This is a genomic window from Thermosyntropha tengcongensis (assembly GCF_055381335.1).
On the sequence record NZ_AP042437.1, the window covers coordinates 2,164,555 to 2,178,888 of the forward strand.

Here is a 14,334-nt window from a genome sequence, read left to right on the forward strand (position 1 = left end):
TTTATTAACAAACTAATATGCCTTCTTTTTAAACCCGGTTTTCATTTTTATCCTCTGTCCCTTCAGCTCCCGATTCTTCGCCCTTTTCCCTCTCATCCCGGCGGCTGTTTTCTTTCCTCATGTCCTGCATCAAAACGGCAATATCTTTCAAAGATACATTCTTCCCCGCTGCCGTTCTGGCTATGAGCAGGAGTATCAATCCCAAAAATGAGCTGATCTGGGAGGCGATCGTAAGCATCTTGTTATCCGCCATTTTTTCCGCTGCCCTTATTTCAATAACCAGGACCAGCTTATCCATAATTGCCAGGATGCTGGCAGTATTTTCAGCTATATACTTTTGTTTTTCCCTTATCTCATCACACTTTCCCTGCGCCGCCAGGGCTATAACTTCCTTGCTCAAGCTTATGTTGTCATCGCAGAGCTCTTTAAGTTCAGAAAAAAGCCGCTGTCCCTGCTCGCTTTTAGAAAGCTTCTCCGCTTCTTCCAGTATGTTTCTCATCTGGCTGATGCTGCGATCAATCTTCTGCAGCCGGTACTTCTTGTCTGCCGGGCTTTGGTCCGCCATAAGCCCCTGTACATCAGCATTAAGATCGGAAACTGCTTTCTGCATCTGAATGATCATTTTAAGCGGGGTTATGCGGTAAATATAAATATCCTCTATCGCCTTATAGTTTTCATTCATAACCCAGAGCAGAAAGCCAATGAGCAGTATAGCTGCCAGCATCCATATCCGGGGAACCGCAGGTTTAAAAAGCCAGCTGCGCTCCATATTCATCCCTCCCATTAACAATATATGGAATACCTTGGGAGGGGTGTTTGTTTGAACTGCCATTTTCCAAAAAGTTTCTTAGATTTGCCTGGCAAATCAGCTGGCAGCAGAAATAAAATAGCAGGATTTAAAAGCTATTAGCGGCGAAAGAAGAGGAACACAAAAGCCCGCTATTAAATCTGCTGTCCTAATAAAATCTGGCAAGGTTACCTTACAGAATGCACATGATATCACAAAGCCGGATCATAAATAAATTATATTTTCTATAACTTTATTTTATTTATTAAAAGTTCGCTTGCTAAATAAAAAAGAATAATATATACTACCCATAGGGGGTATAAACCCTACTTCAAAAGGAAAGGTGGTAGTATTATGGCAATAAAAGTGGAAGGCTCAGCCCTGGAAGACATCAAGACCCTGTTAAAGAGGCAGAATATAGATACCGACACCCTGCGCATTGATGCCCAGGTCGGCTGAGGCGGCATGAGTTTTATACTGGTCCTGGATGGGCCAAAAGACGATGATGTAAAAGAAAAGATTGACGGCTTAACCTTTGTAGTGGAAGAAGATCTGGTAAACCTTTTCGGCGGCTTTACCATTAAATCCTTCCGCTCCGGCGACATGATCCGCCTCATGATCACCCCCGACAAGCAGATAGAAGGCGGCGGATGTTCTTCCTGCACCACCTGCGGTTAATAAATCAGATAAAGCGGCAGCCTGTAAGCTGCCGCTTTTTATATTTGCCTTTCGCTAATACTTCCTTTTTCCCTTTTTCCATGTATTACCTCTATAAGAATCTGCCTGAAAAAAGGGATTTGTACAGTTTTTGTCGAAAAATTAAAATATTCTGTATTTTAAGCTAACTTTTGCCTGCGCTTATAAACTCTAAGTTCATAATACATACAAGAAAGGAGGTCGGCATTATATTCCTAAATCTTTAAATAAATCTTACATTCTTTTGATAAATAGAGGAGGAGATTAATTTGCACTTTAAAACCCTAAAAGGCAAGGCTATCTTCATATTAGTAATCACATCCATAATTCTGGCTCTCTCCATTAACTGCATAGCTTATTATCAGATTAAGTCATTATCCTCCAGCCTTCTGGAAAAAAAGCTGGTCTCCAATACCAGTCTGGCCCTGGACATCGCGGGGAATATGTACCCTGGTGACTGGTCAGTTGAAAACGGTAAACTAAAAAAAGGCGAATTTATCCTTAACAATAACTATGAATTAGTCGACAAAATCAAACGGCTAACTGGAGATGACTGCACTATTTTTCTTGGGGATACGCGAATAGCCACTACCGTACAGGTAAATGGCCAGAGAAAAGCAAATACCTCTGCTGACGATAATGTGGTACGGGCTGTGCTAAAAAAGGGGGAAACCTATATAAAACCTGCTCAGGTAGTAGGCATGGAATATCTTACCGCCTATACCCCTATAAAAGACAAAAATGGCAATATAATAGGGATGTTCTTTCTGGGCACCCCTTCAGGTCTAATTAAGGCTACTGCTTTCAAAAGCGCCCTGCTTATAACTCTGGTGCTGCTGGCAGTTATTTCTCTTCTATGTGTTTTCGTCTGGCTTTTTATAATAAAAAAGGTTATGCAAACAGCTAAAAATACTTATGCTGCTCTGGATCGAATCAGCCAGGGAGACTTAAGCTTTACTATATGTAGTGACTTTCTGCAGGCAGAAGCAGAACTGGCTCAAATGGCCAGCGCTTTGAACAACACCTTAATCAGCATGAAAAACATGATAAACGAAGTAAAATCCAACACTGAAGAAGGAATCCAAAAGAAAAAAATTATTGAACAATCACTTTATGATCTAGAAATAAATTCCAGCGAGGTGGCATCCTCCATAGAACAGGTAGCCAGAGGAGCTTCCGAACAGGCCCGGGATCTGCAGGCATCCCTGCAAGAAATCGATGAACTCTCCAGAAGCATAGAAGAGATAGCTGGAAATACAGGCACTATTTATAAATATATGGGAAAAATAAATGCCCATGTCAAAAACGGCAATGAGCATATGCTTCAGCTTCGCGACTGTATGAATAATATAAGCAATAACTATAATCAGGTAGCAGGTTTGATGGATAAATTAAGGGAAGCAGCTTCCCAGATAAACAACATAACTTCAGTAATGACGGCTATCGCCGAACAAACTAACCTGCTTTCGCTCAATGCTTCCATTGAAGCAGCCCGTGCCGGCGAACACGGCCGGGGATTTGCCGTAGTAGCAGCCGAAATAGCTAAGCTAGCTGAAAATTCAAAGAGATCAGCCAAGGAAATAGCCAGTTTAATCCATGAAATTGTATCTTCTGTTGATATTACCAGCCATTCTCTGAGAAATACAGGTGATTCCATATCAGCACAAATAAGAGCTGCTGAATATACTATTGAAAACTTCGGCCAGATAGTTATGTCGGTTGAAAAAGCAGTTCCTTTAATTCAGGATATATATGAAAATATAAACACTACTAAAACCGCCAGCAGACAGCTGGTAGCTCACCTGGAAGCTATTTCAGCCATAACCCAGCAAAATTCGGCTTCTTCCGAAGAAGTTTCCGCATCTTCAGAAGAAATGGCTGCCTTAATTACCAATATAAATGAATTACTGCAGGATTTAAATAAAGCCATGTACAAACTGGGAAACAGCGTTGGCCGATTTAAAATATGAAAAAATATAAATCATTTCTGTTTTAAACATTAAAGCTCCCTGCTTCATTTCCTATGAAAACAGGGAGCTTTTTATGTAATTTTAATATCTGCAATTCTATTAGCTAGTTTATATAACATACGACACTTAGCAGTTAATTTTGTTATTTTTTTCACTTTTTAGAATTTAACAGGAATATATACTTTTTTGCAGAATATTAGGTCTAAATACTTTTTAGGACTTTCGTTTCAGGCAGGTATACGAAGGAGGAGTGAATTATGAAGCTGAAAGGCAAGCTTATCGCCATTTTCGTATCACTTACTGTGCTGGTGCTGCTTATTATATCATATTTGGGCTATTCCTCTGCCAGAAGCCAGCTTATAAAAAATGTCGACAGCCAGATGCTGGCCAAAGTGGAGGGGAGCACCAGCGAATTCAACGGCTGGCTCATGCAGAAAGCCCAGATTGTAGCTACCCTGGCTCCCACCATCGAAAACACCCTCGGAGAGCAGCCTATCCCCAAATCATATCTGCAGGTTTTCAAAAATGACCCGGATATTTCCGACATCTACATAGGTTTTGCCGACAAAAGCTTTCTGGACGGAGGCGACTGGGTTCCCCCCGCTGACTATGACCCCACTGTACGCGTCTGGTACCAGCAGACGGCACAAAACGGCAAGCTCACTTTTTCTGAACCCTATATCGATTTAATAACCAAACATTTTGTCGTATCAGCCTGTATCCCTATAAGAAACCGGGACGGCTCCATCCGCGGCGTGCTGGGTGAAGACATACTGCTCAACACCCTGACCGAAAAGGTTAAAAAAATAAATATCGATAATCATGGATTTGCTTTTCTTTTAGACCAGAAAGGCACCTTCCTTGCCCATCCCAGCCAGGATTTCCTGGGCAAAAACATATCCGAAACCCAGCATTATAAGCATATAGCAGAAAATCTCCTTAATACACCCCGGGGCAAGCTTAATGAAAACATAGAAGGGGAAAACATGATTGTCGTCCACCAGAAGATTCCTTCCACCGGCTGGACTTTAGCCGTGATGCTGCCGGAAAAAACGGCTTATGCGGAACTTTCCAAACTCAAGGCAAAATATATAATTTTTGCCCTCATCATGCTCTTGCTGGCCCTGGCCGCCACTTTTATCGTAGCTGAACGGATAACCAGGCCTATAAATATACTATCCAGAAAATCAGAAGCCATTGCTTCCGGAGATTTTACAGTTGCAGTAAATTTTGGTGGCAATGATGAAATCAAACAGCTGGCTGACTCTTTTAACCATATAAGCTCCAGCCTGCGCAGCCTTGTGCAAAAAATAATCGCTTCCACCTTTGAAGTGGAAAAATCAGCAGTGGAAATGGAAAACTCCACCCGGGAGGCTACCCAGGTTTCCGAGCAGCTGGCTGCCACGGTTTCCGATCTGGCTCAGGGAGCCTCCGAACAGGCCAAAGCAGTGGAAAAAGGTGCCTTTATGATAGAAAATATCCACAAATCAATGCAGAAAATAGCTGATAATGTGCAAAACTCCACCCTGCTGGCCGATAAAGCACAGGAAGCAGTCGAGAAAGGATTCCAGGCTGTCATAGAGCAGCTGGCCATAACCAGCCAAAATATGGAGGCAGCTTCTCTGGCCGCTTCCAGCATCCAGGAGCTGGCAGAAAAATCTAAACGGATTGAAAAGATTGTTGAGGTAATAAGTTCTATTGCTGAACAGACCAATCTTTTGGCATTAAATGCAGCTATCGAAGCCGCCCGTGCCGGTGAGCAGGGGCGCGGTTTTGCCGTAGTTGCCGACGAAGTGCGCAAGCTGGCTGAGGAAACCGCCAGATCCAGCCGCGAAATCGCTTCTCTTATTCAGGAAAACCTTGCAAGCACGGAAAGAGCGGTCAAGCAGATGGAAGAAACCCAGAAACTTGCCGGCAGTCAGGAAAAATCCGTACAGGAAGTGAAAACCTTCTTTGACCAGATAAAAGAAAGAACCCTGGAAATAGCCGCCCAGATCAAGCAGATTGCAGCTGCGGTAGAAGAAATAAATAAGAGCACCCTTGAAGTATCCGACACTATTTCCAGCCTGGCCTCCATCGCGGAAGAAAATGCTGCTTCAACTGAAGAAGCCGCCGCAGCTACCGAAGAACAGAGCGCTTCTATCCAGCTTATCTCCGAACATGCCGGCAGGCTCCTTTCAGAAGCCAAAAAGCTGCGGGAAGAAGCCTCTGTTTTCCGCGTATAACAAGTTTCCTGGCATATCTTTAAAATAAAGCAATCTTTTTCTTCTTTCTCATTTGTCTTCCAGTTTTTGCTTCTGTTAGTTATAATAAAATCAGAATGGAAATTTTCCTGGCAAAATGCTGATTGATCTGCAGCTTCACAGCATTATCTGCCGCTATTTTTTTAATTTAAAAGTTTTTCAGCAAATACTGCACCTGCCTTTTACTCTCTTATTCAGCAGTCACCCCACGGAAACCATACGGGAAATATATTTATCCCGACTTCAAAAGCCATATTTAATAAATTAGGAGGTAATAAAAGATGAATTCCCTGCGCACCCGGTTTATCCTTATTTCTACAGGCACAATCATCATCATATGCATTATTTTTGGAATCATCGCCATCTCCTCCAGCAAAAAATCATCCCTTCTAAGCGCTCAAAACTCCATGCTTATGGTGGCTGACCAGATTGCTCAGGTAATAAAAAGCAAATTAGAAAAAGATACCGCTATTCTGGAAGCCATCTCGGAAAGAGACATCATTACCGACAGCACTCCCTGGGAAGAAAAAGTCTCCATCCTGCAAAAAGAAGCGGAACGCACCGGGTTTAAATATTTCGGGTTCAGCGATCTTGATGGAAATGCCTTTCTTTTTAACAAATCCAAAACCTCTGCCAATATAAGCGATCGCAGCTATTTTAAAAACGCTTCCCTTGGAGAACCTTCATTTTCCTATGTTGTGAACAAAGGCACCGGCACCCATGATTTGGCCATAGCCGTTCCCGTAAAGCGCGATGGCCAAATTATAGGATTATTCCTGGGATTTAAAGATGGGCGGCTGTTATCCGACATGGTAAGAGGCATAAAATTCGGGCAGAACGGTTATATCTACATTGGAAATAATGAAGGCACCTGCATCGCTCATCCCAGCTGGGAGCTGGTGCAGAACAGGTTTAACCCCATACAGGCAGCTGCTCAAAAGCCGGAATACCGGGAGCTGGCTGATGCGATCAGGGAAGCGCTCCAAAAACAAAGAGGCTCCCGGGAATATCATTTTAACGGCCGTGACATATTAATGGCTTACAATGCCATGGACAACCACGACCGCTGGCTTATAGCCGTATCCATCCCCAAAGATGAAATCCTTGCGGAATCCTACAAACTGCAGAGAAATATCCTTATCCTGACCGTGATCCTCTCCCTGCTGGGCGCAGGTATTGGTTTCGGCATGGGCCGCCTTTTCACTTCCCCCATTTTAAGCGCTATAAAACAGGCTCGGCACTTTGCCAATCTGGACCTTTCTGAAGATATGCCGGGAAACCTCCTTAAACGGCAGGATGAAATCGGGGACCTGGCACGGGCATTCCAGGAACTGACCGTCAGGCTCCGCAGCACTTTAATAAGTATCAATCAGGCTTCCGAACAGCTGGCTGCCTCCTCGCAGGAAATGACGGCAGTAAGCGAACAGACTGCCAGAACCGCCGAAGAAATCGCCCGCACTATTGAGGAAATAACTAAAGGGGCGGTAAGCCAGGCCCAGGACACCGAAAGAGGAGCTGCTGAAATAGCTGCCCTGGGCAGTATCATTGAAGCCAGCAGCCTGAATATTCTGGAACTTATAAAGAGCATAGAAGAAGTCGAAAAACTCAAGAATGAAGGGCTGGAAGTCCTAAAAACCCTGCTTTCCAAAACAGATGAAAGCAATCAGGCAGCCGGCCAGATTTTCACAGTCATTCAGGAAACCAGCCAGAGCGCTGAAGGCATAAAGAAAGCCAGCCAGGTAATAAGAAGCATAGCTGAACAAACCAACCTTTTAGCCCTGAACGCAGCTATTGAAGCAGCCAGAGCCGGAGATGCCGGGCGGGGGTTTGCCGTGGTCGCCGAAGAAGTGCGCAAACTGGCAGAAGAATCAGCCAATTCCATACAGGATATTGAAAATATCATAAATGAACTTTCCCTGAAAACCAGCAGTGCTGTAAATACCATGCTGGAAGTCAAGAAGATTGTAGATGCTCAGGCTGCCAGCGTAGAAGATACCCGCGAAAAATTTGACGGCATTGCCAGAGCAGTGGAAAAAACAGCTGGAATAATCGCACAGGTAACCCAGCTGGAACAGGAAATGAATCAGAAGAAAGAACATGTAGTGGAAATTATCCAAAATCTCTCTGCCATAGCAGAAGAAAATGCTGCTGGAACTGAAGAAGCAGCAGCTTCTGTAGAGGAACAAACCGCCGCTATCCAGGAAATAACCAGAGCCAGCCACAGCCTGGCTGCCCTGGCGGAAGAGATGCAGAATCAGGTAAGGCAGTTTAAAATATAGGATAATTAAAGATAGGCAGACTTCAGCATATTGCTGGATGCCAAAAAATTCCGCCCTATCTATCATTTATGGTAAGGCTCTCCTTTAATTATTTTAAAAGCCCGGTACAGCTGTTCGGCTAAAATAAGAGCTGCCATCTGGTGGGGAAAAGTGAGGAGCGAGAAAGACCACAGGCAATCAGCCCGCTTTTTTACTCTGGAAGACAATCCGTTAGCCCCTCCGATAACAAAACTTATCCGGCTTTTGCCGGATAAGTTTATGTCTTCTATAAAATCAGCCAGCTCTTCAGAAGTCATCTGTTTCCCTTTTACATCCAGCACCACTACAAAATCCTGCTCTCCCAGCAAATTAAGGATCTTTTCCCCTTCTTTCTCCAGTACCTTCTGAATTTCCGCTTCTTTAGCTTTCGGGCTCACCTTTTCTTCCAGCCCCTCCACCCATTCTATACTGATGTAGGAAGTAAGCCTTTTTATATATTCTTTTATCCCTTCTGCATAAAAAGGCTCTTTTATTCTGCCTACCGATATTATGCGGTACTTCAATTCTCCCTTCCCCCTGCATCAATCTTGCTCCAGAGTAACGGTAACCGTATGCAGCTGCATTTTTCCCTGGCCATTTGCAGGCATACGTATGAATTCAATTTCTACCTTGTCCCCTATATTTTTTCTATATATTCTCTCCTGCAGGTCTAAACCGTTTTCCACCAATTCGTTATCCACCCTGGTTATTATATCATATTTCCTGATACCTGCCTTGGCAGCTGGTCCTCCGGGTACAGGGTCCACCGCTACCCCGCAATCTGCCGGCAGCCGGAAAAAGTGGGCCGCATCGCATGAAAAGTCCGATAAAATCCTTATCCCTATAACCGGCCTTTTTACTTCTCCATATTTTTTTAAGTCCCTAACTACCCTCTGGACCTGGTTGGAGGGGATAGAAAACCCCATGCCTTCAAAGCCTTCAGCAGCTATTTTTATGGTATTTATGCCAATAAGCTCTCCTTTTAAATTTACGAGCGCCCCCCCGCTGTTGCCTGGATTTATTGCGGCATCAGTCTGGATAAGCCGGAAAGGAAAGCCCTCTTCGGTAGTCAAAAGCCGGTTAAGCCCGCTTATTACCCCTGCTGTTACTGACCTTGCAAAACGAAGTCCCAGGGGGTTTCCTATAGCCACTACCTGCTGCCCTACTTCAAGCTTGTCTGAATTCCCAAACACTATGGGGGTTACATGATTGTCTACCTTGACCTTTATCAAAGCCAGGTCGGTTTTGGGATCGGTTCCTATTATTTTGGCTTCTTCCTCATTGCCGTCCGCCAGGGTAACAATAATTTTTTCCGCCCCTTTTATAACATGATGATTGGTTACTATATAACCTTCATGGTCCAGAATAACACCGGAACCTGTACTTTCTACGGTCCGGTGATTGAAAACATCGTTTTCCCTGTGGAGGCTGGTCACTCCTACCACTGACGGGCTTACCAGTTTTGCTACATCGCTTATTTTTCCATCTGCCAGAGGAGCATTTTCCCCTGCAATAGGTTTGCTAAAAGGGAGCAAATAGTGGTTTATAGCGGCAAAAGTGCCTAATCCCAGAAAAAAGCAGACTGCAAACAATAAAAAACCTTTGGCGGTTTCCCTTTTCACCCTACTCCTCCTCACATCCATGTTAAAACAGCTATCTTTATTTTGAGCGGGGAGGAGTATATATATTCAACATAAAAAGGCAGGATAAAAATAACCCTGCCTTCTTGTCATCCTATCTTATAGTTATCTCTGCTCCCAGATTGTTCAGTTTTTGGGCTATATTTTCATAACCGCGGAATATATGGACAGCTTCTTCAATAATAGTTTCTCCTTCCGCTGCCAGCCCAGCCAGGATTAAAGCGGCACCTGCCCTGAGATCAGTAGCCCTCACCTTAGTTCCATAAAGTTTTTTTACCCCTTTGACTACCGCGGTATGTCCCTCTACCTTTATGTCAGCACCCATGCGTTTAAGCTCATCCACTATCTGAAAACGGTTTTCAAACACATTTTCTACTATCACACTGGTTCCTTCAGCCAGGCAAAGCATGGCCATCATCTGGGACTGCATGTCGGTAGGGAATCCCGGATAGGGAAGGGTTTTTATATCTACCGGGCGGATTTTTTTGCCCGCCTTTACCAGTATCCCTTCTTCAGTTTCTTTTACTGCTGCCCCTGCCTCCTGCAGTTTGGCTATAACCGGATAAATGTGAGTAGGTATGACATTTTCCACCACTATTTCTCCTCCGGAAATAGCGCCTGCTACCATAAAGGTTCCAGCCTCTATGCGGTCAGGGATAATGGCGTAACGTACCGGCTTTAATTCTTCTACCCCTTCAATCTTTATTACATCGGTTCCGGCTCCTCTTATTCTGGCCCCCATAGAGTTTAAAAAATTGGCCAGGTCAACTATTTCAGGTTCCTTGGCGGCGTTTTCAATTACAGTATGCCCCGGAGTTTTTGCCGCCATCATCATTATATTTTCCGTGGCGCCTACGCTGGGGAAATCAAGGTATACATTATTTCCCCGGGGATTTCTGCTTACAGCATAAATATATCCGTGTTCAATCTCTACTTCCGCCCCCAGGGCCTGTACCCCTTTTAAATGTAAATCCATAGGGCGGGAACCGATATCACATCCGCCGGGGAGGGAAATGGCTGCCTCTTTTTCTCTCCCCAGCAGAGCCCCCAAAAAAAGATTGGAAGCTCTGAGCATACGGCTCAGCTCATAAGATGTCTTGGTCTTTATACTGCCTGCTGGCGACTGTATGGACAGGCTGTTGTTGCCTTTCCACTCCGTCCTTATCCCCAGATCATTCAGGATAAGGTTCATGACTTCTACATCCCTTATCCGGGGCATATTATCAAGGATAGTTTCCCCTTCTGCCATAATGGCAGCCACCATTAAAACTAATCCCGCATTTTTAGCCCCACTTACCCGGACGCTTCCGTATAAAGGGGTTCCTCCCCTTACAATCAATGTATTTTCCAAAGTTTACACCTCTCGCCCTAATTTTTTTCCCATCTTTCATAAAGTCCCTGTTCAAAAACTTCGTAGGAAACACCCAGGGCTTTTTCAATAGCCCGGTTTAAATTATAACCCTGCCCCAGGTAGTGCAAAAGGGAAAAAATTTTATCCTCACCATAAATCCCAGCTATATATTCAATTATCTGCAAAGACTCCCAGTAAGCAATGTCCTGATCCAGACGGTCAAAGTTCCTGCCTAGTTCTGACAGTTCATAATATTTAATCTCTTTTCCTTTAAAAGGCTTTTCAAATTGGAACCCGGTTATTTTTTTCTCCACATACTGGGCAATTCCTTCTGTCAGCCAGCGGTTATAATTTCCTTTCGTCATCTCATCTACCATAAGATGAGCAAATTCATGCACCATGGGGCCTTCTTTTCTAAACCTTTCTTCTATTTCACCCGGCAAAAGATAGGCTTCAGGAGCCAAAATCCGGATAGTCCCTGCCCAGTATACCCCCATGGCCTTTTCATCCCTGTCCCATCCGAAGCTGGCTGCCAAACTTTCGGTATCCGGATAAACTACCACGGTTGTCTTGAACGAAGGTTTTGTCCCAAACCAGGCACAAACTTCATTATAAGCCTCTTCTGCTGTCCTTGCAACTACAGGGACCGAATTTTTATCGTGTTCGGTATATTTTATAATATAATGTTCGGTTTCTATAGTTTTAAAATCCCTGGTCTTTAAAGCCAGTTCCTGGTTAACTGCTGCCCGCAGAATAGGCGAGAAGTTTCTAAAACCCAGGACCAGGAGGGAAATAACCAGTATAACAATTAATCCCCAGTTTTTTTCTTCCCCAACCAAACGCACAAAGCTTTGCATACTTCTCCCCTCCTCCCCAAGCCTATTATACAAGGGATTTAACCAGGAAGGGGGAAGTAAATAGTGGTATTATTCCTTTAAATATTCAACAACGGCTATTCCTGCCACTGCCCCATCTCCTACCGCATTAGCTACCTGCCGCCACTTTTTGCTGCGTATATCCCCTGCTGCAAAAATCCCCGGTACAGATGTATGCATATCTTCATCAGTTATTACATAGCCATCTTCTGTTTTGACCAGGTCTCTAACCAGATCAGAAGCAGGAACCAGCCCTATGCTTACAAACACCCCTTCCACCGGCAGGACTTCTTCTTCCCCGGTTGCGGTATTCCTCAAGGTTATGCTGGAAACCAGATCTTCTCCATTTATAGAAACTACCTCGCTGTTTACCCTGGGCTCGATCTTATCATTCTGCAGCACTTTGTTAAGGTCGGTTTTATTGGCTGTAAATTCAGGCATTATGGTTATGAGGTAAATCCGGGAAGCTATATCTGCCATATACAGTGCCTCTTTTACTGCCGAGTCGCCCCCGCCAATTACCGCCACGGGAACTCCTCTAAAAAAGGCTCCGTCACAGGTGGCACAGTAGGATACCCCCCGTCCCAGAAACTCCTGTTCCCCTGGGGCACCAAGCTCTCTCCTCCTTGCTCCCATCGCCAGGATAACTGCCCGGCAGGTATACTCACCAGCTTCGCTGACTACCTTCTTTTTATCTCCCAAATCTTCTATCCTTAAAACCTCCTCCATTCTTACCTCAGCCCCAAAATTTTCGGCCTGTTTTTTAAATCTTTCCATAAGCTCTAATCCCTCTATCTCTTCGGGAAACCCTGGATAATTGGCTATTTTATCGGTTAAAGCGGCATTCCCTCCCATTACCTGTCCGCCCAAAACTAAAGTCTTAAGCCCGGCCCTTCCGGTATAAATGGCAGCTGTAAGGCCAGCCGGACCTGCGCCAATAATTATCACATCATACATATAGTTAACCCCTCCCCATTTGATTTTTATATTTTAAGCAAAACCCCTGACCTTAACGGTCAGGGGTTATTAAAGCTCAAGCTAGCGCAAGAAACTTAGCGGATTGCGGAATGACCCATAGCTTAAAGTTTCAAAATGCAGATGGGCCCCCGTACTATTTCCGGTTGAACCTACCGATGCGATTACCTCTCCTCTGCTTACTCGCTGGCCGGTAGAGACATAGATGCTGTTGCAGTGGGCATAGCGGGTAACAACTCCATTACCATGATCGATAATGACCAGCTTCCCATAACCGCCCTGCCAGCCTGCAAAGATCACCGTTCCGCTGTCAGCTGCCTTTATGGGGGTACCGGTGCGGGCAGCTATATCCACCCCGGTATGTCTCCCCCCTCTGGCTCCAAATGGGCTGGTAATAGTCCCATATACCGGCCATATAAGGTTCCCGCTCCCTACTATGCTTCCTCCCCGGCTGCGGGAAGCAATCGTGACCTTGCTTCCTTTTACAACAATCTTGTCTACCGCTTTCTTTATGATAGTTTCTTCCTTTATCTCCCTATCCTGGGTAGTGCCGTTTTTCTTAACCGCCACATAAACTACTTTCTTTTCCCCGTTCTGTCCTTCCTGTTTTACCCTTACGCCCCAGGGGGCATTCCTGTCTACCACCACTTTGGTGTCATAAGGTATCTGTTCAATCTTTTCCCCTTCCACCCGGGCAATAACATTTATAAGCGGTTTGCTCCTTACCAGGATAAGCTCATCGCCAGGCATCAGGTCCTCTGACTTCAGGTTATTGGCCTGCACTATATCATCTACATACATGTCGTGCTGTCTGGCAATAAGCCAGAGGGAATCCCCCTCTTTGACTATGTATTTTTCGGGACTTTTGGTCCCGGTCTTTATCAGTGTGTATGCTTCATCTGGGGTTAATACCTTATCTACGGGAACCAGCTTTTCCTTTATCTCTACCTTTTCCTCAAAAGCAATGGAAAGAAGCTTTTCCCCTTCTTCCAGATTCTTCCCTTCTTCTTTTATACGGTTTAATACCTTATCTGCATCCTTTTTGCTGGCCAGAAATACTTTTGCTTTGCCGTCTACCAGGATAACAGCTCCCTCAGTGCTGAAAACAGCCACTTTACGCAGCCTTTCCTTTAAACCATCTTCTTTAACCAGCTCATCTCTCCTGACAAAGCTCCGTTTGAAATCAAATTTGGTTCCTAAAACCACATCTTTCTTATATTTTTTCTCTTCTTCCTGTTCCAGCAGAGCAAGGACATTTTTTACATCTTTTGCATGTTTTATTTTAAAAACTTCCTTTCCATCTGCATAAACCGTATAAGCCGGTGTCCTTACCGCCCATCCCCAGATTATAAATAATAAAATTAAAAAAACCGCTGACAAGCTTAAGATGAATAACCTTTTATCCCGATATAATTCCTCCCACTTTTTCCATATATATTCCTGCATACAAAACTCTCCATCCCATTATTATTTCAGAATTAAGACATAAACCCAGTATAT

General features: G+C 44.3%; 11 protein-coding genes. 4 read left to right on the plus strand and 7 right to left on the minus strand.

The genetic code is table 11. The features are described from left to right. Nucleotides 1-28: 28 nt before the first annotated feature. Entirely contained in the window at nucleotides 29-769 is a 741-nt protein-coding gene (locus tag ACZ42E_RS10520; RefSeq protein WP_464892273.1) for an MCP four helix bundle domain-containing protein, read from the minus strand. Nucleotides 770-1,252: 483 nt separating this feature from the next. Here ACZ42E_RS10520 and ACZ42E_RS10525 point away from each other — a divergent pair, with 483 nt between their 5' ends. From ACZ42E_RS10525 to ACZ42E_RS10540, 4 genes are all read left to right on the plus strand, one after another. Next, the gene (locus tag ACZ42E_RS10525) at nucleotides 1,253-1,465 is read left to right on the plus strand and encodes a hypothetical protein (RefSeq protein ID WP_464892274.1); all 213 of its coding nucleotides are present in this window, start codon (nucleotides 1,253-1,255) and stop codon (nucleotides 1,463-1,465) included. A 287-nt stretch (nucleotides 1,466-1,752) separates the two neighbouring features. Beyond that, nucleotides 1,753-3,453 (plus strand): methyl-accepting chemotaxis protein, encoded by a 1,701-nt coding sequence (locus ACZ42E_RS10530; protein ID WP_464892275.1) that lies wholly within the window; start codon nucleotides 1,753-1,755, stop codon nucleotides 3,451-3,453. A 257-nt stretch (nucleotides 3,454-3,710) separates the two neighbouring features. Continuing rightward, complete coding sequence (locus ACZ42E_RS10535; protein WP_464892276.1) at nucleotides 3,711-5,678, plus strand: methyl-accepting chemotaxis protein; 1,968 nt, start codon at nucleotides 3,711-3,713, stop codon at nucleotides 5,676-5,678. Between the two features lie 299 nt (nucleotides 5,679-5,977). Further along, nucleotides 5,978-7,975, plus strand: a complete 1,998-nt coding sequence (locus ACZ42E_RS10540) for a methyl-accepting chemotaxis protein (RefSeq protein ID WP_464892277.1) — start codon at nucleotides 5,978-5,980, stop codon at nucleotides 7,973-7,975. Nucleotides 7,976-8,037: 62 nt separating this feature from the next. Here the strand turns inward: ACZ42E_RS10540 and rlmH are convergent, their stop codons facing one another. The 6 genes from rlmH to ACZ42E_RS10570 form a co-directional block, all read right to left on the minus strand. Further along, nucleotides 8,038-8,517 (minus strand): 23S rRNA (pseudouridine(1915)-N(3))-methyltransferase RlmH, encoded by a 480-nt coding sequence (rlmH, locus tag ACZ42E_RS10545; RefSeq protein ID WP_464892278.1) that lies wholly within the window; start codon nucleotides 8,515-8,517, stop codon nucleotides 8,038-8,040. Between the two features lie 18 nt (nucleotides 8,518-8,535). Next, nucleotides 8,536-9,615 carry a S1C family serine protease gene (locus ACZ42E_RS10550; RefSeq protein ID WP_464892279.1) on the minus strand — a complete coding sequence of 360 codons (1,080 nt, stop codon included), beginning with the start codon at nucleotides 9,613-9,615 and terminating at the stop codon, nucleotides 8,536-8,538. A 112-nt stretch (nucleotides 9,616-9,727) separates the two neighbouring features. After that, on the minus strand, nucleotides 9,728-10,984 hold the full coding sequence (gene murA, locus ACZ42E_RS10555; RefSeq protein WP_464892280.1) for a UDP-N-acetylglucosamine 1-carboxyvinyltransferase: 1,257 nt from the start codon (nucleotides 10,982-10,984) through the stop codon (nucleotides 9,728-9,730). A gap of 17 nt (nucleotides 10,985-11,001) precedes the next feature. Further along, the gene (locus tag ACZ42E_RS10560; protein ID WP_464892281.1) at nucleotides 11,002-11,841 is read right to left on the minus strand and encodes a peptidase MA family metallohydrolase; all 840 of its coding nucleotides are present in this window, start codon (nucleotides 11,839-11,841) and stop codon (nucleotides 11,002-11,004) included. A gap of 69 nt (nucleotides 11,842-11,910) precedes the next feature. Then, nucleotides 11,911-12,816 (minus strand): thioredoxin-disulfide reductase, encoded by a 906-nt coding sequence (gene trxB, locus ACZ42E_RS10565; protein WP_464892282.1) that lies wholly within the window; start codon nucleotides 12,814-12,816, stop codon nucleotides 11,911-11,913. A gap of 81 nt (nucleotides 12,817-12,897) precedes the next feature. Next, entirely contained in the window at nucleotides 12,898-14,280 is a 1,383-nt protein-coding gene (locus tag ACZ42E_RS10570; RefSeq protein ID WP_464892283.1) for a peptidoglycan DD-metalloendopeptidase family protein, read from the minus strand. Nucleotides 14,281-14,334 lie beyond the last annotated feature (54 nt).